This window comes from Nocardia acidivorans NBRC 108247, assembly GCF_001625085.1.
GTDB lineage: Bacteria > Actinomycetota > Actinomycetes > Mycobacteriales > Mycobacteriaceae > Nocardia > Nocardia acidivorans.
On sequence record NZ_BDAW01000038.1, the window covers coordinates 1 to 22,131 of the forward strand.

The 22,131-nt window shown below is 67.3% G+C and carries 11 protein-coding genes; 8 read left to right on the forward strand and 3 right to left on the reverse strand.

Annotated features, from left to right (window positions below; translation table 11 throughout):
• From NA10_RS21200 to NA10_RS21235, 8 genes are all read left to right on the forward strand, one after another.
• Positions 1–878, forward strand: an 878-nt coding sequence (locus tag NA10_RS21200; protein WP_067570651.1) for an alpha/beta hydrolase, incomplete at its 5' end; no start/stop codon positions are given.
• 177 nt (positions 879–1,055) lie between these two features.
• Positions 1,056–3,038, forward strand: a complete 1,983-nt coding sequence (locus NA10_RS21205; RefSeq protein WP_067570652.1) for an alpha/beta hydrolase-fold protein — start codon at positions 1,056–1,058, stop codon at positions 3,036–3,038.
• 157 nt (positions 3,039–3,195) lie between these two features.
• A complete protein-coding gene (locus NA10_RS36960; protein ID WP_067570653.1) occupies positions 3,196–3,735 on the forward strand; it encodes a DUF732 domain-containing protein in 540 nt (179 codons plus the stop codon).
• Positions 3,732–4,709 (forward strand): cutinase family protein, encoded by a 978-nt coding sequence (locus NA10_RS21215; RefSeq protein ID WP_067570654.1) that lies wholly within the window; start codon positions 3,732–3,734, stop codon positions 4,707–4,709. Before NA10_RS36960 ends, NA10_RS21215 begins: the two co-directional genes overlap by 4 nt.
• 479 nt (positions 4,710–5,188) lie before the next feature.
• The gene (gene fadD32 / locus NA10_RS21220) at positions 5,189–7,111 is read left to right on the forward strand and encodes a long-chain-fatty-acid--AMP ligase FadD32 (RefSeq protein WP_067570655.1); all 1,923 of its coding nucleotides are present in this window, start codon (positions 5,189–5,191) and stop codon (positions 7,109–7,111) included.
• A gap of 126 nt (positions 7,112–7,237) precedes the next feature.
• On the forward strand, positions 7,238–12,514 hold the full coding sequence (gene pks13 / locus NA10_RS21225; RefSeq protein WP_174562539.1) for a polyketide synthase Pks13: 5,277 nt from the start codon (positions 7,238–7,240) through the stop codon (positions 12,512–12,514).
• Between the two features lie 52 nt (positions 12,515–12,566).
• Positions 12,567–14,111: an acyl-CoA carboxylase subunit beta gene (locus tag NA10_RS21230; RefSeq protein WP_067570656.1), complete on the forward strand. Its 1,545-nt coding sequence runs from the start codon at positions 12,567–12,569 to the stop codon at positions 14,109–14,111.
• A gap of 65 nt (positions 14,112–14,176) precedes the next feature.
• Positions 14,177–14,377: a DUF5988 family protein gene (locus NA10_RS21235; protein ID WP_067570657.1), complete on the forward strand. Its 201-nt coding sequence runs from the start codon at positions 14,177–14,179 to the stop codon at positions 14,375–14,377.
• Positions 14,378–14,399: 22 nt separating this feature from the next.
• Here NA10_RS21235 and NA10_RS21240 read toward each other — a convergent pair whose 3' ends face one another.
• The 3 genes from NA10_RS21240 to NA10_RS21250 all read right to left on the reverse strand — a co-directional run bounded on the left by NA10_RS21240 (position 14,400) and on the right by NA10_RS21250 (position 22,062).
• Positions 14,400–15,173 carry an alpha/beta fold hydrolase gene (locus NA10_RS21240; RefSeq protein ID WP_174562540.1) on the reverse strand — a complete coding sequence of 258 codons (774 nt, stop codon included), beginning with the start codon at positions 15,171–15,173 and terminating at the stop codon, positions 14,400–14,402.
• A 140-nt stretch (positions 15,174–15,313) separates the two neighbouring features.
• Positions 15,314–18,640, reverse strand: coding sequence for an arabinosyltransferase domain-containing protein (locus NA10_RS21245; protein WP_067570659.1), 3,327 nt, complete (start codon positions 18,638–18,640; stop codon positions 15,314–15,316).
• Positions 18,641–18,777: 137 nt separating this feature from the next.
• Positions 18,778–22,062 carry an arabinosyltransferase domain-containing protein gene (locus NA10_RS21250; protein WP_067570660.1) on the reverse strand — a complete coding sequence of 1,095 codons (3,285 nt, stop codon included), beginning with the start codon at positions 22,060–22,062 and terminating at the stop codon, positions 18,778–18,780.
• Positions 22,063–22,131 lie beyond the last annotated feature (69 nt).

The window sequence follows — 22,131 nt, forward strand, 5'->3', positions numbered from 1 at the left end:
CCGCCGAGCCCGCCCCGCCGCCCCCGCCGCGCCCGCGCTTCGAGGAGTTCATGGTCCCCTCCAGCATGGGGCCGGTGAAGGTGCAGGTGCAGTGGGCCAAGAACGGCGGCGATGCCGCGCTCTACCTGCTCGACGGGCTGCGCGCGCGAGATGACTTCAACGCCTGGACATTCGAGACCAATGCCCTGCAACTGTTCGCCGACGACAACCTCACCCTGGTGATGCCGGTCGGCGGCCAATCCAGTTTCTACACCGACTGGCGCGCGCCCTCGAGTACCAACGGCCAGAAGTTCACCTATCGCTGGGAGACCTTCCTGACCCAGGAACTGCCCGCTTTTCTGGAGCCGATGGGGGTGTCCCGCACCAGGAATGCCATCGCGGGCCTGTCCATGGGTGGTTCCGCGGCGCTGGCCCTGGCCGCCTATCACCGCGATATGTTCCAGCACGCCTCCTCGTTCTCGGGCTACCTGAACATCTCCGCGCCCGGTATGCGCGAGGCGATCCGCGTCGCCATGCTCGATGCCGGTCGCTTCAATGTGGATTCGATGGCCTGGCCGTGGAGCCCGCAGTGGCTGCGGATGGACCCGTTCGTCTTCGCACCGCAGCTGCGCGGTCTGCCCATGTTCATCTCGGCGTCGTGGGGCGTGCTCGGCGCGCACGATGATCCGGCCTCGGCGCGGGGCGCGTTCAACACCATGAACGCGGTGGCGCTGGAGGCGCTCTCGATGCTCAATACCGTCTCGTTCATGTCCCGGATGAATGAGCTCGGCATCGGCGCGCACTACAGCCTGCCGACCAAGGGCACGCATTCGTGGGGGTACTGGCAAGACCAGTTGACCGCCGCACGGCCGGACATTCTGGCGGCACTGGGCGTGTAGTCGCGAAGTCGCGCCGGACGACACCAAAAAGTAACCGGTCGTTTGCTGATGTGCCCCCGATTCCCGCGCGTCCTACCGGGCCGCGCACCCGATCGGGGGTACAACACTTGTGTGGTTGGAGTTGTTGGTGGGACTGAGCGGGCGCGCCGACGCTGGGCGGCATGCGCCGCCGTTGCCATGTTTCCGCTGGCAGTCGGCGTTTTCGGTGGTACCGGCGCGATAGCGGGGCCGACGACGGCCTTCGCCGAACCCCAGGTACCCGCGGGCACGCCCGCCACCGTGCAGAAATCGGTGTGGCTGGGCGATCGCCGGGTCGCGCTGTGGGTCAACTCGCCCGCGACCGGTGCACCCGTCGAGGTGCAATTGCTGATGCCGCGCGACTGGCGCGCCAAACCCGATGCCAAATTCCCCGTCATGTTCATGCTCGACGGGCTGCGCGCGACCGATGACGAGAACGGCTGGACCAAGGACGCCGGCGCGGCGGGCTTCTTCGCCGACAAGAACGTCATGGTGGTGCTCCCGGTGGGCGGGCAATCCAGCTTCTACACCGACTGGCTGCAGCCCGATCAGGGCCGCAACTACAAGTGGGAAACCTTCCTCACCAAGGAACTGCCGCCGCTGCTGGAGAGTCAGTACCGCGCCACCAATGTGCGTGCGGTATCCGGACTTTCGATGGGCGGTTCGGCCGCCATGATGCTCGCGGCCCGCAATCCCGGCTGGGTGCGGCACGCCGCCTCCTACTCCGGTTTCCTCACCCTGACCACGCTCGGCATGCCGCAGATGGTCAATTTCGCCATGAAGGACGCGGGCGGGTTCGACTCCAATGCCATGTTCGGGCCGCCGTCCAGCCCGGAGTGGAAGTCGCACGACCCGTACGAACTCGCCGACAAGCTCAAGGGCATCGCGCTCTACGTCTCCAGCGGCAGCGGTACCGCGGGCGCGACCGATCCGCCCGGCGACGTGCCCGGCCTCACCACGAACTACGCGGGTATGGGCCTCGAGGTGCTCTCCCGCCTGAGCACGCAGAACTTCGTCGCCAAGCTGAACAAGTTGAATATCCCGGTGCAGGTGAGCTATCGCCCGTCGGGTACGCACACCTGGCCGTACTGGGATTTCGAGATGCGCCAGTCCTGGCCGCAGATCGCGGCCGCGCTCGGCGTGGACGGCACCCCCAGCGATTGCAGACCCGGTGGCGCGATCGGCGGACTGCTACAGCTGAACAACTGGCTCGGCGACTGCCTCACCGGTGAGTACCCCGTCGCCAATGGCGGTGTGGCACAGGACTTCCGCAATGGCGTGGTGTTCTACTCGCCCGGCACCGGCGCACAGCCGGTCACCGGGGCCATCGCGGGCAGCTATTCGGCTCTCAACGGCGCCGCCAGTGGGCTCGGCTTCCCGACCAATGGCGAGCAGCCGCTGCCCGATGGTCGCGGGCGCTATCAGCCGTTCCAGGGCGGTTCCATCTACTGGACCCCGCGGACCGGCGCGCAGATGGTGCGCGGCGCGATTCTGGACCAGTGGGGTAAGCAGGGCTTCGAACGCGGACCGGCGGGTTATCCGAACGGTCCGGAGGCGGCGACGCCGAACCACGACGGGGTGGTGCAGGGCTTCGAGAACGGGTCCGTCTACTTCAGCCCCAAATCCGGTGCGCACCTGGTGCAGGGCCTGATTCTGGGCCGGTACGCCCAGATCGGTTATGAGAACAGTCCTTTCGGCTTCCCGACCGGAGAAGAGCAGCCGCTCAAGGATCTCGGCCGCTTCGTGAGCTTCGAGGGCGGCAATATCTATTGGAGTCCGCTCTCGGGCGCGTGGGGCGTGCGCAAGGGTCCGATCATGGATGCCTGGGGCGCACAGGGTTTCGAGAACGGCGGGCTCGGCTTCCCGATCGGTGAGGAGGGCGCGAATCCGAACGGCACCGTGCAGCAGGCGTTCCAGGGCGGTTCGATCGTCCAGCAGGATGGACGCGCCCAAGCGTTCGGAGTCGACGGCAAGCCGATCGGACCGGCCGTAGGCGGTCCGCCCCCGGCCGAGCCCAAGCCCGCGCCGCAGCCCGCCGCCGCGGCAGCGCAACCGGCCGCGCCGCCCGCGGAACCCGTGCTGCCTGCGGAGAACTTCCCGCTGCCCATTCCGGCCCTGGGCCCGGAGGTCCGTCCGAACTGACCGGTAGGGGTTTTCCGAGGCTGCCGCCGGGTAACTGCCGGGGGAGTATCGGACGCTGAGAAGTGTATGAGGTTCACCGTCGAGGCAGGCGCGGCGAGCGGGGTTGCCGCTAGCCTGGGTGCGACCTCGAGCCCGCAGACAGATCAAGGAAACGAACATGCATCGGACCCGTGGAAAGGTTCTCGGCGTAGTGATGGCTTGCGCCGCTGCCGGACTCCTTGCCGCCTGTGGCACCAATGATTCGACCGCGACGAGTACGCCCACGCTGGCCCCGACCACGACCAAGACCACCGCCGCGGCCTCCGCCACCACCGCGCCCGGCGGCGATGCGCCCTCCGATCACCCCGGGTCCACCGAAGCCGCGCCCACCACGGTGCCGGAAGCCGAACGCCCGCAGCCCGTGCCGAGCCAATTCCTCACCACCCCCAGCGGTACGCCGCCGCTGACGGATCGGGACAAGACCTTCATCCAGGAGCTCAAGAAGCAGGGCATCAGCCCGGCCGCACCCGATATCGCGCTCACCGCCGGCGGCCTGGTCTGCCAGGGCACCGCCGAGGGCGCCACCAAGGATCAGATCATCACCTACGTGACCGCGATCGCGGGCTCTGATCCCTCCTTCGACGAGTCGAAGATGTCGGTGGATCAGGCGGGCAAGATCTACTACGACGTCGCGATCAAGAGTTACTGCAACAAGTGACCACCTCACGACGCCGCCTCGGACGCCGGTCGAAACCGGCGGGTTGCCTGCTGCTCATCGCCGCGATCGTGATCGTGATCATCGTGGTGCTGCTGCTGTGGTACCTGTTGGCGGGCCGGCTGCGGGTGCCGGGTCCGAAACCGCCCGGGTCCAAGGAGCCGACCTCGCAGTCGGCCGACTGTCCGGATGTGCTGTTCCTGTCGGTGCCCGGCACCTGGGAGTCGAACAGCGGTGACGATCCGTACAACCCGTCCGCCAATCCGGCCTCGCTCATGCTCAATATCTCCAACCCGGTGCGGGAGAAGTTCCCGAACGATCGGCTCGAGGTCTACACCGTTCCGTACGTGGCGCAGTTCTCCAATCCCATCGCGCTGCCGCCGGACGGTCAGCAGTCCTACAACAACAGTCGCTCCGAGGGCGCCAAGCGCGCCACCGACAAGCTGGCCGCGACCTACAAGGCGTGCCCGCTCACCAATTACGTGATCGTCGGTTTCTCCCAGGGCGCGGTGATCGCCGGTGACGTGGCCGCGCAGATCGGTGCGGGCAAGGGTCCGGTCCCGGCGAACAAGGTGCTGGGCGTGACCGTCATCGCGGACGGGCGGCGCGATCAGGGGCCGGGACAGGCCACCGAGGTCGGGCAGTCACCGGCCGGCGTCGGCGCGGAGGTGGCGCTGCGCGGGCTGAACGTTCCGGGCATCACCATGACCGGTCCGCGAGAAGGCTTCGGCGACTTGGCGAATCGCGCGTTCACCATCTGCGCCCCGGGCGACCTCATCTGCGATTCGCCCAAACAGGCGCTCAATCCGATGAATCTGCTCGGCAGCGTGGGCACGCTGATGAAGGCCGCGGGCAATCCGGTGCACAGTCTCTACAACGGATTCGTGGTGGACGACAGCGGCACCACGGCCACCCAGTGGACCGTGAACTGGGCCGATGGGCTGATCGAGAACGCCCCGCACCCCGCGCACTCCTGAACTTCCGGCCGACCCCCCAGTTTTGGGGTCACGCTGTAAAGTGCTGCGAGTTGCGGCACCGGCTGGCCCGGTGGCGCGGGTACATCCGGACAGCCAGGAGCAGGTGTTGATGACAGCAGTGGGGTTCGGCACACCCGCGCCGTCCCTCGCCCGGGTGACCGGGGTGCGGCAACTCACATCCTCGTCCCGCAGCGGGCGGGTTGCGCACCCGAACAGCCACATTCGCGCCGGTGATCCCGTGTGCGCGAGTCGAGTGAGCTGGGATATGTTTAGCCGCTCCGGAGCATGGCAGGGTGGCTCCTCTGTAACATGACCCTGGTTTGAGTACATCTAGCCAATAGACGGTCACCGCGCAGACCGCAACAGAATTCTGCAGGTCGGCTCTCACGAGAGCCCCCCGCGGGCGAAAGTCGGGGCCCCACAGGCAACAGCGGCATTGTCGCCGCCCATGTCGCGTGTGCCTCGGAGGAGAAGAAGGAATGGACGAGACTTTCGACGATTACCTCGACGAAACGGGGAACATCACGATTCCCGAGGGGCGCACCCTCGTCGACTACGTCGAGAAGCACACGCACGGGAACGACGCCGATGATCTGGCCTACCGGTACATCGACTACTCACGTGAGCGCGACGGTGTTTATCAGGATCTGACATGGAGTCAGTTCGGCGTTCGGCTGCGCGCGGTGGCTGCACGTCTTCAGCAGGTGACCAAGCGTGGTGACCGAGTCGCGATCCTGGCCCCCCAGGGCCTGGATTACGTCATCTCCTTCTTCGCTGCCATCTACGCGGGCACCATCTCGGTACCCCTGTTCGATCCGGACGAGCCGGGCCACACCGATCGCCTGCACGCGGTGCTCGGTGACTGCACGCCCTCGGCGATTCTGACGGCCAGCTCCTCCGCCGCCGGGGTCCGCCAGTTCTTCCGCGGACTGCCCGCGGCCCAGCGGCCCCGCATCATCGCCGTGGACGCCATCCCCGACAGTGTCGGCGAGTCGTGGATCCGGCCCGATATCGCGGTAGACGATATCGCGTATCTGCAGTACACCTCGGGTTCGACACGCGTGCCCGCCGGTGTCGAGATCACCCATCGCGGTGTCGGCACCAATGTGCTGCAGATGGTGAACGCGCTGGACCTGAACTGGAATTCGCGCGGTGTCACCTGGCTGCCGCTGTATCACGACATGGGTCTGCTGACGGTGATCCTGCCCGCCGTGGGCGGTAAGTACATCACCATCATGTCGCCGTCCGCGTTCGTGCGCCGCCCCTCGCGCTGGATCCAGGAACTGGCCGCGGTCTCCGACGGCGCCGGAACCTTCGCCGCCGCACCGAACTTCGCGTTCGAGCACGCCGCCGCGCGCGCCGTGCCGAAGGCCGGTGAGTCGCTGGACCTTTCGAATGTGATCGGCCTGATCAACGGCTCCGAACCGGTGACCACCGCCTCGATGAAGAAGTTCAACGAGGCGTTCGCGCCGTACGGCCTGCCCAAGACCGCCATCAAGCCCTGCTACGGCATGGCCGAGGCGACGCTGTTCGTCTCCGCCACCCGGCACGAGGACGAGGCCAAGGTCATCTACGTCGATCGCACCGAGCTCAATGCGGGGCAGATCGTCAAGGTCGAACACGGCACGCCGAATTCCATCGCCCAGGTCTCCTGCGGCTATGTGGCGCTCTCGCAGTGGGCCGCCATCGTGGATCCCGAATCGGTCGACGCCCCCGAGGGCGCGACCGAATTGCCCGAGGGCCGGGTCGGCGAGATCTGGTTGCACGGCAACAATGTCGGCATCGGCTACTGGGGTCGTGCCGAGGAGACCCAGAAGACCTTCCGGAACCGGATCGTCAACCGGGTCGCCGAGGGTTCGCACGCCGAGGGCGTTCCGGCCGACGGCAATTGGCTGCGCACCGGCGACTATGGCGTCTACGTGGACGGCGAGCTGTACATCACCGGCCGCGTCAAGGATCTGGTCATCGTGGACGGCCGCAATCACTACCCGCAGGATCTGGAGTACTCCGCCCAGGAGGCGTCCAAGGCGCTGCGCCCCGGCTTCATCGCCGCGTTCTCGGTGCCGGCCAATCAGCTGCCGCCGGAAGTCTTTGCCCAGGACAGTCATTCGGGCCTGAGCTTCGACGCGGACGACGGTTCCGAACAGCTGGTCATCGTGGCCGAGCGCGGTCCCGGTGCGGGCAAGGCCGATCCGGGTCCGATCGCCGATGTGGTGCGCGGCGCGATCTCCACCCGCCACGGCGTCACCGCCCGCGATGTACTGCTGGTGCCCGCGGGTTCGATTCCGCGCACCTCCAGTGGCAAGATCGCCCGCGCCGCCTGCCGGGCCGCGTATATCGAAGGCACACTGCGTGGTGGTTACACGCAGCAGGCTTTCCCCGATGCTCCTGACGAGGAGTGAGGCGGAGCATCTAACGTGGAGTGGCGCGGGCCTGACGGTCCGCGCCATTCATGCATGACGCTGTGCCGCTTCGAACGTCCGAATCACTGCCGCGCATCGAACGCAGACAGGTAGCTTGAGGAACTGATGGCTGAGAACGAGGGCACGTCCCCCACCCAGACGACCGACAATGCTCCGACGGTGTCCGACGGCGCCGCGAAACCGGAAGCCACCGGCGCGAATATGACCGTGACGGAGCTGCGCGAGTGGCTGCGGCGCTGGGTCGCCGACGCCACCGGGCAGCCGTACGAGCAGATCACCGTGGAGCGTCCGCTGGAGGAGTTCGGCCTGGCGTCGCGGGACGCGCTCGCACTCGGTGGGGATATCGAGGAGCTCACCGGGGTCGTGCTCAATGCGACCATCGTCTATCAGCACCCGACCATCGCCTCGCTCGCGGAGCGAATCATCAACGGGGAACCCGATCTTCCGGTCGAATCGGCCGACGACTCGTTCTATACGGCGGGGTACACGCCGGGCGAGGCGCACGATATCGCCATTGTCGGCTTGTCGACCCGTTTGCCGGGTGCGGGCGAGACGCCCGAATCCACCTGGGAATTCCTGATCAACCGCGGTGACGGCATTCGGGATCTACCCGAGGGCCGCTGGTCCGAATTCATGAGCGATCCGCGCGCGGCCGAGGCCATCGCCAATGCCATGACCAAGGGCGGCTACCTCGATCAAGAGGTCATCAAGGGCTTCGACGCCGAATTCTTCGCCACCTCGCCGGTCGAGGTCGAGCGGATGGATCCGCAGCAGCGGTTGACCATGGAGCTCACCTGGGAAGCTTTGGAGCACGCCAGGATTCCGGCGAATACCCTCAAGGGCCAGCCGGTCGGCGTGTACGTCGGCTCGTCCGGCAATGAGTTCATGCTGATCGCGGCGATGTCCGTCGGCGGGACCGAGTCGGACGCGAAGACCCCGATTTCGGCAGAGGCATACGGGATCATGGGCTCGGTCTCGTCCATCATCGCGAACCGCACCTCCTACTTCTTCGACTTCCGCGGCCCGTCCGTCGCCATCGATACCGCCTGCTCGTCCTCGCTGGTGGCGGTGCACGACGCGGTGCGCGCACTGCGCAGCGGCGACGTAGACGTGGCGCTGGCTGGTGGCGTGAACGCACTGGTGGCGCCCATGGCCTCGCTGGGTTTCGACGCCAATGGCGGTGTGGCCAAGGACGGTCACATCAAGGCGTTCTCCGCCGACGCGGACGGCATGGTGCGCGGTGAGGGTGGCGCGCTGGTGGTGCTCAAGCGCCTGGCCGACGCCGAACGCGATGGTGACAAGGTCTACGCCGTTATCAAGGGTTCCGCGGTCAACAATGACGGCCGCTCCAACGGTATGCTCGCGCCGAACCCGGACGCGCAGGCCGACTGCCTGCGTCGCGCCTACCGGGATGCCGGAATCGCGCCCTCCACCGTGGATTACATCGATGCACATGGCACCGGCACGCTGCTCGGCGATCCGATCGAGGCGGATGCGCTCGGTCGCGTGGTCGGTCGTGGTCGCGATGCCGACAAGCCTGCCCTGCTGGGCTCGGCCAAGACGAACTTCGGACACCTGGAGTCCGGTGCCAGCGCCGCCAGCCTGGTCAAGGTGGTGATGGCGTTGCAGCACAACGTTATTCCGCCGAGCATCAATTTCACTGCTCCGAACCCCTACATTCCGTGGGATCAGGCGCACCTGAAGGTCGTCGATCAGCCGACCGAGTTCCCGCGCTACAGCGGAACCGCCACGGTCGGCGTCTCCGGCTTCGGTTTCGGCGGCACCAATGCGCACGTGGTCATCCAGGAGTACGTGCCGACCGCGGCCGCGCCCGCGCGCTCGGATGACGCCGACCCCGATGACGAGACCACCGATGTGGTCGCCGAGGCCGAGAAGCTGCTCGATGCCACCGCGCCGGAACAGGAGTGGACCCGCGAGGAGCCGCTGCCGCTGATCCTGCCGGTCTCGGCGTACCTGCCCTCGCGCCGTAAGCGCGCCGCCACCGATCTGGCAGATTGGCTGGAATCCGAAGCGGGACAGGCGACTCCGCTGGTCGATGTGGCGCGTTCGCTGGCCAAGCGCAATCACGGCCGCTCGCGCGGTGTGGTCATCGCCAAGACGCACGACGAGGCGATCGCGGGTCTGCGCGCCATTGCCGAGGGCAAGCCGGGCACCGGCGTCTTCACCGCCGACGCGCCCGCCGCCCGGGGCGCGCTGTGGGTGATGGCCGGATTCGGCGCACAGCACCGCAAGATGGGCAAGCAGCTCTACAACGAGAATTCGATCTTCCGCAAGACCGTCGACGAGGTCGACGAGTACGTGCGGGACGAGGCCGGTTACTCGGTCGTGGAGATGATGCTCGATGACGAGCAGGATTGGGATATCGGTACCGGCCAGGTCGGCACCTTCACCATCCAGCTCGGCCTGGCCGCGGTGCTGCGCGCGCACGGCGCACAGCCCGAGGGCGTGGTCGGTCATTCGCAGGGTGAGGTTGCGGGAGCGTACATTTCGGGCGGTCTGCCGCTCGAGGACGCGGTGCGCGTCATCTGCGCCCGCTCGCGCCTGATGGCCGAGGGCGAGGCCATGCTCACCGATGATCAGGTGCGCAATATGGCGCTGGTCGAGTACTCGGCCGAGGCCATCGAGGAAGTTCTCGTCGACTACCCGGATCTCGAGGTCGCGGTCTACGCCGCGCCCACCAATACCGTGATCGGCGGTCCGCCGGATCAGGTGCACGCCATCGTGGCGCGCGCCGAGGCCGAGGGCAAGTTCGCGCGGGTGCTACAGACCCGCGGCGCGGGCCACACCTCGCAGATGGACATGCTGCTCGGTGAATTGGCCGCGGAGCTGGCGGGTTTGGAGCCGACCTCGGTCAAGCACGATCTGTACTCGACCGTGCACAGGGACACCGTCTACCGCGCGGGCAACGCGCCGGTGCACGATGTGGACTACTGGGTCACCAATATGCGCGGCTCGGTGTACTTCACCAACGCCATCTCGCAGGCCGTGAACACCGGTATCACCACCTATCTGGAGCTCGCGCCGAATTCGGTGGCGCTCATGCAGGTGCTGGGCACCACTTTCGCCGCCGGTGTGCACAATGCCGCGCTGATTCCGACGCTCAAGCGCAAGGAAGACGAATCCGCCGCCGTCATCTCGGCTTTGGCGCAGCTGTACGTGCAGGGTCACGCGGTGGATCTGTCCTCGCTGCTGACCGCCGGTGACTACGCCGACGTACCGCGCACCGCGTTCGTGCGAAAGCAGTACTGGCCCAAGGTTTCCCTCGCCGCCGACTCCGGCAGTGGCCGGATTCCCGGCTCGCATGTGGCGCTGCCGGACGGCCGGCACGTGTGGGAGGTGCAGGCCCCGGCCGTCACCGACCTCGTCGCGCTGGTGAAGTCGGCTGCGGCACAGGTGCTTTCGGATGTCGCCGTGGGCGCTTCGGTGGCGCACGGCGCGATTCCGGCCACCGGATCCCTGACCACCACGCTCACCCCGCATCCGGGTGGCGCGTCGGTCTCGGTGCACGCCAAGCAGGGCAACGCTTTCCGCGCGCTCTTCGACGCCGTCGTCACCGCGTCTGTCCCCACCGACTCACCCCAGGCCGCACCACTGCCGGAATCGGTTGTGGCACAGCCGGTCGCCGCCCCGGACGCCGAGGTGGCCGTGGTCGAGGAGACCGGTGAGCGCTGGAATCCGAACGGGTCGCAGACCATCGAGCAGCGCCTGGCGATCATCGTCGCCGAATCCATGGGTTACGCCGTCGAGGATCTGCCCATGGAGATCCCGCTCATGGAGCTGGGCCTGGATTCGCTGATGGCCATGCGCATCAAGAACCGCGTCGAATACGAGTTCGACATTCCGCAGTTGCAGTTGCAGGCGGTGCGCGATGCCAGCCTGCTCGAAGTCGGCAAGGTGCTGCGCTACGCCATCGAGCATCGCGAGGAATTGGCCGATATCGCCGCGCGCCAGGCCGCCGGTGAGGAGATCATCGTCGACGGTGATCTGGTCGCCGCCGCCCGCGCGGCGCTGGCGGCGGGCACCGACCCGGCCGCGGTACTGCCGGGTGCGTCCGATCGCCTGGACAACGTGTCCACCGATCCGGTCTCCGAGGCCGAGGCGATCACCGCGGATGCCCCGGTGGTGGAGTCGAATTCGCTGACCTCGGCCGATGTGGAGGGAGCTCCGGCGACCCCCGCGACGGACGCCGGTCTGACGGCGGATGCCCCCGAGGTCGATTCGAATTCGCTGACCGCCGCCGATATCGAGGCGGCCCCGCCGGTCGCGGAGACCGATAAGGACAATGTTCCGCCGCGTAATGCGCCGGAGCGCTTGGCCTTCGGCACCTGGGCGCTGGCCACCGGCAAATCCGCGGGCGGCATCTTCAATCAGCTGCCCGAACTCGACGACGCCACCATGGACAAGCTCGTCGCCCGGCTTTCGGAGCGGGTCAAGGCGGAGGTCGACGCCGCTCAGGTGCGGGCCTGCAAGACCATCGAGCAGTTGGCCGATCTGGTCGCCACCTATCAGGAGCACGGCGACGATGTCGAGGGCTTCGTGCGCACCCTGCGCGCGCCGGAGCCCGGTTCGAACGCGGTGCCTGTCTTCGTTTTCCACGCCTCGGGCGGTAACACCCTGGTCTACGAGCCGCTGCTGAAGCGGCTCCCGGCCGGTACCCCGATGTATGGTTTCGAACGCGTCGAGGGTTCGATCGAAGAGCGTGCGCGCCAGTACATTCCGGAGATCCGCAAGCGGCAGCCGGAGGGCCCGTACTTCCTGTACGGCTGGTCGCTGGGCGGTGTGTTCGCGCTGAAGGTCGCCGAGCTCATGCGCGCCGAGGGCGCGGATGTGCGCGAGGTCGGCCTGATCGATGTGGCACTGCCGTCGCAGCCGCACGTGGATACGCCCGAGGAACGGGTGAACCGCGTCCGGCGCTTCCAGAACTTCGCCAAGAAGACCTATGGCTTCGAGGGTGAACTCGACGATGAGCAGCTGGAGGAGCTGGCCGCCGCCTCCGATGCGGAGCAGATCGATATCGTGCTGGAATTGGTCAAGTTCGCCGGGGTCGACATCCCGGGCGGCGTGCTCGAGCATCAGCGCAGTTCGTACATCGACGGTGGTGAACTTCAGCGCATCTCGCCGCAGCGTTATGAGGGTCACGTGGTCCTCTACCTGGCGGACCGCTATCACGATGGAATCATCGAGCTGGAACCGCGTTTCGGTGAGCGGCTGCCGAACGGTGGCTGGAGCGAGCACATTCCGGATCTGGAGATCATCCACATCCCGGGTGACCACATCGATATCGTGGACGAACCGCGTATCGGCGTGATCGGAGCCGACCTGACCAAGAAACTTGGGGCAGTCGACACGACCGCGAAATAGCTTCACCGCGAAAGAGGTTCTGCGAAAGTAGGTTTCTGCCGAAGGGAGCCCCGTGACCACGACCGCCGAGAAACTCGCCGACCTGCGACACAAGTTGGCAGTCGCGAGAGAACCGGCGGGGGAGGCGGGGGTAGCGAAGCGGGCGCGCAAGGGCATCCCCTCCGCCCGCGACCGGATCAATATGCTGCTGGATCCGGGCACCTTCGTGGAAATCGGTGCGCTGGTGAAGAATCCGGGCGATAAGTCCGCTTTGTACAGCGATGGTGTGGTCACCGGCCACGGTCTGGTGGAGGGCCGCCCGGTGGCGGTCTTCTCCCACGACCAGACCGTGTACGGCGGTTCGGTCGGGGAGATGTTCGGCCGCAAGGTCGCCGGAATCATGGAGTTCGCGGCCAAGGTCGGCTGCCCGGTGGTCGGTATCAACGACTCCGGTGGCGCGCGCGTGCAGGAGGCGGTCACCTCGCTGGCCTGGTACGCCGAGCTGGGCCGCAGACAGGAGCCGCTTTCCGGTCTGGTGCCGCAGATTTCGATGATCCTGGGCAGCTGTGCGGGCGGTGCGGTGTACGCGCCCATCAATACCGATGTCGTGGTCGCCACCGAAGAGGCGTACATGTTCGTCACCGGTCCCAAGGTGATTCGGGAGGTCACCGGTGAGGATGTCAGCCTCGAGGAACTCGGCGGCGCCCGCAATCAGGCCGAGTACGGCAATATCCACCATGTCGCGAAAGATGAAGCGGCGGCGTTCGAATGGGTCCGCGCCTACCTCGGCTTCCTGCCCTCCAGCTGCCAGGAGCTGCCGCCGATCGTGAATCCGGGGATGGAGCCGGAGATCACCGATTCGGATCTGGAGCTGCGCGATATCGTCCCCGATGCCGATAACGCCGGGTACGACATGCACGAGGTGTTGCTGCGCATTTTCGACGACGGCGACTTCCACGAATTCGGAGAATCCGCCGGGCGCAATGTGATCTGCGGTTTCGCGCGCGTGGACGGCCGCCCGGTGGGTGTGGTCGCCAATCAGCCATTGGTCTACGCCGGAGCCCTGGACGCCCGTGCCTCGGACAAGGCCGCGCATTTCGTCCGGCTCTGCGACGCCTTCGAACTGCCGCTGGTCTTCGTGGTGGACACCCCCGGCTTCCTACCCGGGGTGGAGCAGGAGAAGATCGGCGTCATCAAGCGCGGTGGCCGCTTCATCTTCTCCTTCGTGGAGGCCACGGTCCCCAAGGTGACGGTGGTGATCCGCAAGTCCTACGGCGGCGGTTACGCGGTGATGGGTTCCAAACAGCTCGGCGCGGATGTGAATCTGGCCTGGCCGACCGCGCGCATCGCGGTGATGGGCGCGGAGTCCGCGGTAACCCTCATCGGCGCACGGTCTTTGGAGGCCGCGCCGGAGGATCAGCGTGCGGCCATGCGCCAGCAGATGATCGATTTCTACAACGCCACCATGGCCACGCCCTGGGTGGCGGCCGAGCGCGGCTATATCGACGCGGTCATCGATCCGGCCACCACCCGGCTGGAGATCCGGCGCGCCTTGCGCCTGCTCCGGGACAAGACGCTGCCGCGCAACCCCCGCAAACACCACCTGCTGCCGCTCTAGCCTCGCGGCTCGCCGATTGTGCTGAATCGGTCGGTCGGGTGGGGTGGATGTGAGAGCCTTCAGCTATGAGTAGCTCACCTAAGGCATTGCTCGAAGGCGGACCTGACGGGCTGGAACAGCGGATTGTGCCGATCACTCCGCCGGGAATCGAGTTGAGGGTGGCGCACGGGGACGGGTATGAGCGGTTCAAGGTGACACCCCGCTGGGAGGACACCCCGGAGGGCAGTTTGCCGGTGTACGAATGGGTCGCGCACACCGAGCACTGACGGGTTCGGCGAGGACCGGGAACTAGGACTGGGCGGCGCGGCGGCGAATGGGCTGCCGCGTCGGGATCGGGTCCTTGGCGAGGAAGTCCGCGATCAGGGGGTAGACCTCGTTCGGCTTCTCCATGACCAGCAGGTGTGAGGTGCCGGGGATGACCGCCAGCTCCGAATCGGGGATGGTGCGGTAGAGCGCGATGGTGTGTTCCAGGGAGACGGAGTCGTCGTCACCGGACATGACCAGGGTGCGGGTGGGCAGCACCTGGAGATCCTCGGGGGTGAGATCGGGCTGGGTCTCCCACATTTCGGCGAGTTTGCGGGCCACGATCGGGAAGTGGTCTTCGCCGTCCGGCGAGACCTCACCGTAGTTTCCGGCCAGATAGCGCTGGACCGATTCGTCCTCGAAATCGTCGAGTACGCCGGGGATGATGCCGTCGTAGTGGAAATTGCCGCTGATCAGGACCAGTTTGCGGACCAGATCGGGGCGGCGCAGCGCCACCAGCAGCGCGACATTCGCGCCATCGCTGTGGCCGACCAGGTGGGCGGGTTCGCCGACGACCTTCTCCAGGAACGCGATGGTGTCCTCGGCCATCACCTCGTACGACAGCGGGCCGTCCACATCGGGGGTGTGGCCGTGGCCGCGGCGGTCGTTCGTGTAGACGCGGAAGCGGCCGACCAGCGAGGGCATGGCGGGGGCGAACATTCGCGAATCGACGAACGCGCCGTGCAGCAGGACCACGGATTCACCGTCGCCGTGCACGTCGTACCAGGCCGCCACATCGCCGAGTTGAATATTCACCATGGGGTCCATCCTCCCGGGTGGTCCGCGCCGGTCTCACAACGGGTGCCCGGTCGGGGTGAGCGACCGTTCGGGCAGGCGGGAAAACGGAAGCGGCCGCCCGCATTTCCGCGGGCGGCCGCTGTAGCCGTGGATCGAAAGGGTCAGGCCCGGAGTTTGCCCGGGGACCAGAGTCCGGAGCGGGTTTCGGTTCCGGTCTGGATCTCGGCCGCGGTGGCCGGGTAGTACGGCGTGTACTTCTCCAGCGAGCCCCAGTCCCGCGCCCAGTTGTCCTTCAAATAGGTGGGCACGGTCTGCGAGGACCCGAGCATTTCCGCCCAGCCCAGCGGTCCGCCGAACTCCTCGGCCTGCCAGGTGTTGGTGGAGCTGATGGCGAGCGGCCGATCCGGCAGGATGCGGAAGTTCGGCACCTCGGCCACGCCGTAGCGGTGGTCGAACGGGCGCTGGCACGGGAATTGCAGGCCGACCGCCCAGTCCTCCAGGATCGGCTGCTCCGAACCCAGGTAGCTGTTGAGCGTCTGCAACTTGGGCATCCGCGGCGGGGTGAACGCCAGCCACTGATCGCCGATGAGGATCGGATCGATGGCGTGAATGCGAATGACATCGGCCGCACCGGGCAGCGCGTCGACCGGCACCCGCAGGTTCCGCCAGGACGGCGCCGGGCCGATGTCCTGCGGCCGGTAGTTGCCCGGCAGTTCGGTGACCGAGCCATCCGGATTCTGATGGCCGTACTCGACCAGCAGCTGCTGTCCGTAGGTCATATTGCCGGTGTCGTCGAAGGACAGGATGCGGCCCGCCGCCGAGATGACGATGAGCGGTGAGTCGGCCGACCGCGCGGGCAGCCGGTACCAGCTGGAGGTCAGGTTGGCGGGCTGCTGCACGCCGTCCTGCCAGCTGCCCATGACCGGGGTGGTGGCCGGGTCCAGGCCGAACGGGAGCGCCACGGTGGAGCCGTTGACGCCCTCCGCGCCCTTACCGCCGCCGGTGCCCGCGTTCTGCCCCTTCTCGAAGGCCGGGCCGACGGTCTGGTTGGAGGTGTTGCCGGTGCCCGGTTTCACCTCGACGCTGTCGGCGTCGAGCTTCTCGGGAACTCCGTTGGGGGAGAAGCCGACCGGATCCGTGCCCGCGAGCGGATCGCCGTTGAGCGGCGGATGCGCCGGATCGATGACCGGGGTCAGGTTGCCGCCGTTGACATTCGGCTCCACCAGCACGTCATTGGCGAGTCCGCAGCTCTTACCCGACAGCGCGTCGATATTGGAGCGGGCCAGCGAGTACGCCGGGTACTGCGTGGCCGCGCCCTTGACCAGCGACAGCACCTCGAACGCCACCATGAGCGCCGCGACGACGGTCAGCGGGATGGCCGCGAACTTACGAACCCGCCTGCCGCGCTTGGTCTTTCCATTCACCATCGGCTTGGCGTAGCCCTCGCGCAGCGACTGCCACGCGACCACCGCCAGTGCGAGCCCGAACAGCATGAGCATCAGGGTGTTGGACTGGAAGCCGTGCAGTGAGACGCGCTTGTCGAACCACGGCACGCCGTAGCTGGAGACGTACCAGTAGCCGTTGATGCCGGAGAAGGCGAGCGCGAGCGTGAACAGCAGTCCGGCCAGGAATACCGAGCGATTCTTGCGGGAGCGCAGTGCCGTCGCCGAGACCGCGACCGCGGTGACCGCCGCCAGCGCGCCCGCGATACCCGCGTACGAACCGAAGTGGTGCGTCCACTTGGTCGGGTTGAACATCATGAAGAAGATGGTTCCGAAGACCACGCCGAGCAGTCGCCAGGTCGGTCCGGAGGCGATGCCCGGCACCTGGCGGCGGCGCAGCAGCACCAGCAGCGTGGTGATCAGGCACAGGATCATCACCAGGAAGGCGAAGCGCCGGGCCAGCGAGCCGTCGACGGTCTCGACGAACAGGTAGTAGTAGCGCAGATAGTCCTCATACCAGGCGAGATTGGGTCCGGTGGCCTGCCGCACCCGGTTCGCCTCCATGATTCCGGCGAAGGTCTGGTCGCCGAAGACGACCACCAGCACCAGGAATCCGGCGGCCGCGATGGGGGCGAGCAGTGCCACATCACCGAATTGCTTGCGCCGCCGCACCACAATGCGCACCAGGGGCCGGATGCCGGCGAGCAACGCTGCCACGCACATCAATCCGGTCGGCGCGGCCGCGAGGGTGAACGCCGCGACCAGGACCGCGACCGCGGCGGGCAGCAATCGTGAGGTGGCGATGGCCCGTTCGATCGAGACCCAGGTCAGCAGCGCGCCCAGCGCGACGATGGGCTCCGAGCGCAGGCCGTTGTCGTAGGGCAGCCAGAAGGCCAGGAAGACCAGGCCGCCGGTCCACAGCGCCACCTTGGAGGAGGCGACCCCGCGCCCGAGCCGCGGCACCACCTCGCGGCTGATGACCAGCCAGCAGAGAATGCCGCAGAGCAGCGCCGGAATTCGCACCCACGGGCTGGCGGTGGAGATCTCCGAGAACGCCTGGATGACGTAGTAGTACCAGCCGAACGGGGCCTCCGGGACGCCGAACCAGCGGAAGTAGTTGGCCATATAGCCCGCGTGCGGTGCCACGCGCACCATGGTCAGGATGTAGCCGTCGTCGGAGGTGTTGGCGCCGACGAAGTGCCACAGCATCAGCGTGCCGATAATGCCGCCGTCCGCCCAGGTCGGCTGCAACCAGTGCCGGGGGAAGATGCGCCGGTGCCCGCGCCCGTCGCTGGTGTCGAGTACCGCGAGCGCGCCCATGGCCAGCAGTGTCAGCAGGACGGCCGCGATGATCGCGATCAGCTTGAGGATCGTCGGCGAGGTGGAGAACCGCGAATCCACCTTCATGTGGAAGGACAGGCCCTGCGGCACATCACCTTTCAGATCGGTGAAGACGCCGACAACCTGCGGCCGCAGATCACCCAGCAGGGAGCTCTCCACCGGTACGGTGACCGATTCGCGTCCGCCGTCCGCGGTCGGCTTCTCGACGGTGCGGGTCAGCCCCTCGAATTTCGCGGTGGTCTTCTCGTCATCGGAGCTGATGACTATGGAGCTGCATTCGCTCATCTCGGACCGCTGCGCCGACGCCACGACGGCATTGCGATCCAGGACGTCGACGCTGTCCCCGGAGACCCGGACGAACAGCCCCTCCAGGTCCGCGCCCTTTCCCTGCGGCGGCGCGGTTGCCAGCAGAATGCCGCCGCGCGGATCCAATTGCGCTATCGCCGAACAGGGAATGGTCGCGGTCAGATCGGTCGGCACCTGCGATACCAGCGGTGCGTCGATACTGCCGAGCGTGCCGTTCTGCGGCCAGTTCACCACCGCGGTGGTCTGCTTGACCGGAAGGAACGGCGTCGCCAGCGCGAACAGCGCCCCGAGGACACCGGCGACGATCGCGATCATTTTCGCGATCCGATAGTCGCGCGGCGTCGCCGTGGGTGTCGGCGTCGAGGGCGGTTTGCTCAATACAGCGGAGGCGTCGGGCACGGTTGCTGATCGTACTGTCCGCGACCCGGAGTGGCGCTGTTCACTCCGGCGGTGCGGCACGTATGCCGCATCGCACCTGTTCGGCCGTGTTGACGGGGTCACCGAGCAGGCTTGGCGACCCCGTCGAAAACGGCTGTCTACCTGGCCCTTATGGGGGCGTCCTTACCGACGCCCGAACGGGTTTCGACGGTCACGTCCGGGGCGGCCTGGACGGCATTCGGGACATAGGGGGTGAACTGCTCGAGGGAGCCCCAGTCCCGGCCCCAGTCGTGGTCGAGGTACGAGGGGCGGGTCTGGGATTTGAGCAGTAGGCCCGTCCAGCCGAGGGGGCCGCCGCCGATATCGTCCTGCCAGGCGTTGGAGGCGTCCGAGCCGGTGCGGTCGGGCAGGATGCGCCATTGCGGGACCTCGGCGATGCCGTCGTGGTGGTCGAAGGGGCGCTGGCAGGGGAAGGCGAGGCCGACGTGCCAGTCCTCCAGGACCGGGGCGGTATGGCCGACAAGGGTATTCAGGGTTTGCAGGGTGGGCAGCCGGGGCGGGGTGACGGCCAGCCACTGCTTGGGGGTGATGTCCCGGTCGTCGGCGACCAGGCGAATGCTGTTGGCTCCCACCGGGATATCGGAGATGGGGACGCGCAGGTCGCGCCAGGAGGGCGCGGGTCCGATGTCCAAGGGGCGGATCCTGCCGGTATTGCTCACGGTGCCGTCGGCGGCGCGGGTGCCGTATTCGACGAACAGGTCGCCGCCGTAGGTCTCCACACCGTCCTTGTTGACCGATCGGATGCGGCCCGCCGCGGTGACGATCAGGACCCTGTAGGCCGGATCGGCACGCACGCTGTCGGACAGGTCGACCCGATACCACTCGGTGGTGAGCTTGGCCGGGGCCTGATCACCGTCGGTGTAGCTGCCCATGACGGGTGTGCGCGCCGGATCGAGTCCGAAGGGCAGGGCGACCGTGGAACCGTTGAGACCGGCCTGTGCGCTCTTACCGCCGCCGGTCCCGGCGCCGGTGGTGTTGGTGGTCTTGTTGGCGGAGTCCTTGCTGACCGAGTTGGCTCCGCCGCTGACGGTCTCCTCGGCATCGGCGGTGAGGTCGGTGGCGACGCCGTTCGGGCTGAATCCGGTGTTCTGCGAAGCCAATCCGTCGGCGGGCGCGCCCGTCCAGGGTTGCAGCAGCGAGTCGGCGGTATTCGTCTCCACCAGTACGTCATTGGCGAGGGCGCACGAATCACCCTTCAGCGCATCGATATTCGATTTGGCGATGCTGTACGCCGGGTACTGGGTGACGGCGGCCTTGGCCAGCGACAGCACCTCGAACAGCACCAGCAGCGCGGCCGCGATGGTGAGCGGCATACTCGCGAATTTGTCGAAGGCGCGCACCGGTTTCGGCTGCCGGTACGGCTCGCGGTAGTGCTGGAAGGCGGCGATGAGCAGGCACAGGATCGCCAATCCGAGGAAGAGCGTGGAGAATCCCTTGCCCGCGATCAGCGGGGCCTTGTCGAACCACGGCACACCGTAACTGGAGACGTACCACCAGCCGTTGGGTCCGGTGAAGGTGATGGCCAGCAGGAACAGCACAGCCGCCGCGAACAGCGTCCGATTGCGCGGGGATCGAATTCCGTTGACGCCCACCGCGACCGCCGCCAGTGCCGCCACCGATCCGGCGAGCCCGGCGTACACCCCGAAGTGATGCGTCCACTTGGTGGGCGTGAACATCATCAGGAACAGCGCCATGAAGATGATGCCCAGAATCCGCGCGGACGGCCCGCGCGAGGTGCCGGGAATCCGCCCGTTCTTGCGCAGCATCACCATGACGCAGACGCCCAGGCAGAGCAGCATGGCGAGAATACCGAACCGGCGGGCCAGCGATCCGTCGGGCGAGAGCATGAGCAGGGAATCCCAGCGGGTGCGCTCGTCGAACCAGGCCACATTCGGCCCGATGAGCTTACGCACCCGGGTCGCCTCCATCACCGAGGCGAGTGTCTGATCGGCGAAAACGACCACCAGCACCAGGGTTCCGGCGGCCACGCCCGGTGCGAGCAGCGCGGCGTAGCGCAGCAGCGCCGAGCCGGTTCCCTTGGCCCGCTTGATGATCACCTGCAGTACCGGTCGCGATCCGGCGATGAGCGCGGCGAGGCAGATGAGCCCGGTCGGCCCGGCGGCCAGCGAGAACCCCGCGATCAGCACGCCCAGCGCCGCGGGCAGCAGGCGTCCGGTCGCGATGGCGCGTTCGATGGAGCACCAGGTCAGCAGCGCACCGGCGGCGATGATCGGCTCCGGTCGCAGACCGTTGTCGTACGGCATCCACGCGGCCAGGAACACCAGGCCCGCCGTCCAGACCGCGACATTGTCCCGGCGCACCCGGGAACCCAAGCGCGGCAGCACCTCCCGGCTGATCACCAGCCAGCAGACCAGCCCCGCGAGCAGTGACGGCAGTCGCATCCAGGGGCTGGAGTCGCTGATCCGGGTCATCCAGACCAGCACCTCGTACGGCCAGCCGAAGGGCGCTTCGGCGACGCCGAACCATCGGTAGTAGTTGGCCATGTACCCCGAAACCTTCGAGGCCCGAGCCATATTCAGGATGTAGCCGTCATCGGAGGTATTGGCCCCGATGAAATGCCACACCACCAATGTTCCGAGCACCACGCCGTCGGCGAGCCGGAAGCGCCACCAGTGCGCGGGCAGGAAGCGGCGTGGCCGCCGCCCGTCGCGGGTGTCGAGCAGATGCAGGGCGTACAGCGACAGCAGCGTGAAGAGCGTCGCGCCGATGATGGCGGCGCGCTTGAGCCAACTCGGGCTGGAGGTGAAGCGGGCGTCGATATCCGCGTGCGCCGCGCCGTCTCCCAGCTGCGCCCGGGTCAGATCGGTGAACATGCCGACCACCTGCGGCCGGGTGTCGCCGCCGACGCGGCCGAGGAACGGCGTGCCGTCCTTGCGCGTGACGCCGGTGAGCTCGACGCGCGTCTCGGCGGCATCGGAGTGCAGTACCACCGCTGCGCAGTTCTGAATCTCCTCGACCGGGGCGGACAGCAGCGGAATGTTCCGCAGCAGCACCGAGAGCGTGCGCGTGCCCTCGGTCGCCGCGCCGCCCTCGGGCGTGGCGGTCTTCGGCGCGCTCTCCTCGATCTTGACGACCAGGCCCTTGTCCACCGCCTTCCCGGAGGCGACGGGCACGGTCGAGTACAGGGTTCCGCTCGGCAGCTCCCACAATGCCCGGCACGGCAGGTTCACGTCCAGGCTCAGCGGGACATAGGACACCAGCGGTGCGTCGATATTCACCGAGTCGCCCTGCGGCCAGTGCACGGTGGGCCGGTCCTGCCGTACGGGCAGGATCGGTGTCAGCACCGCCAGCAGGATTCCGAGAATTCCGGATACCACGGCGAGCAGTCGGACTCGGGGAAACGCTCGGGTGTCTTCGCGCACGATCCCCGATGCTAGCCACCCCGGCGGGTTTCACCCGTGACCGCACCCGCGCCGAACTGAAATACTCTG

Coding starts and splice junctions, on each gene's coding strand:
- NA10_RS36960 (WP_067570653.1), top strand. CDS start 3,196: ATGCATCGGACCCGTGGAAAGGTTCTCGGCGTAGTGATGGCTTGCGCC.
- pks13 (WP_174562539.1), top strand. CDS start 7,238: ATGGCTGAGAACGAGGGCACGTCCCCCACCCAGACGACCGACAATGCT.
- NA10_RS21205 (WP_067570652.1), top strand. CDS start 1,056: ATGTTTCCGCTGGCAGTCGGCGTTTTCGGTGGTACCGGCGCGATAGCG.
- fadD32 (WP_067570655.1), top strand. CDS start 5,189: ATGGACGAGACTTTCGACGATTACCTCGACGAAACGGGGAACATCACG.
- NA10_RS21240 (WP_174562540.1), bottom strand. CDS start 15,173: ATGGTGAATATTCAACTCGGCGATGTGGCGGCCTGGTACGACGTGCAC.
- NA10_RS21235 (WP_067570657.1), top strand. CDS start 14,177: ATGAGTAGCTCACCTAAGGCATTGCTCGAAGGCGGACCTGACGGGCTG.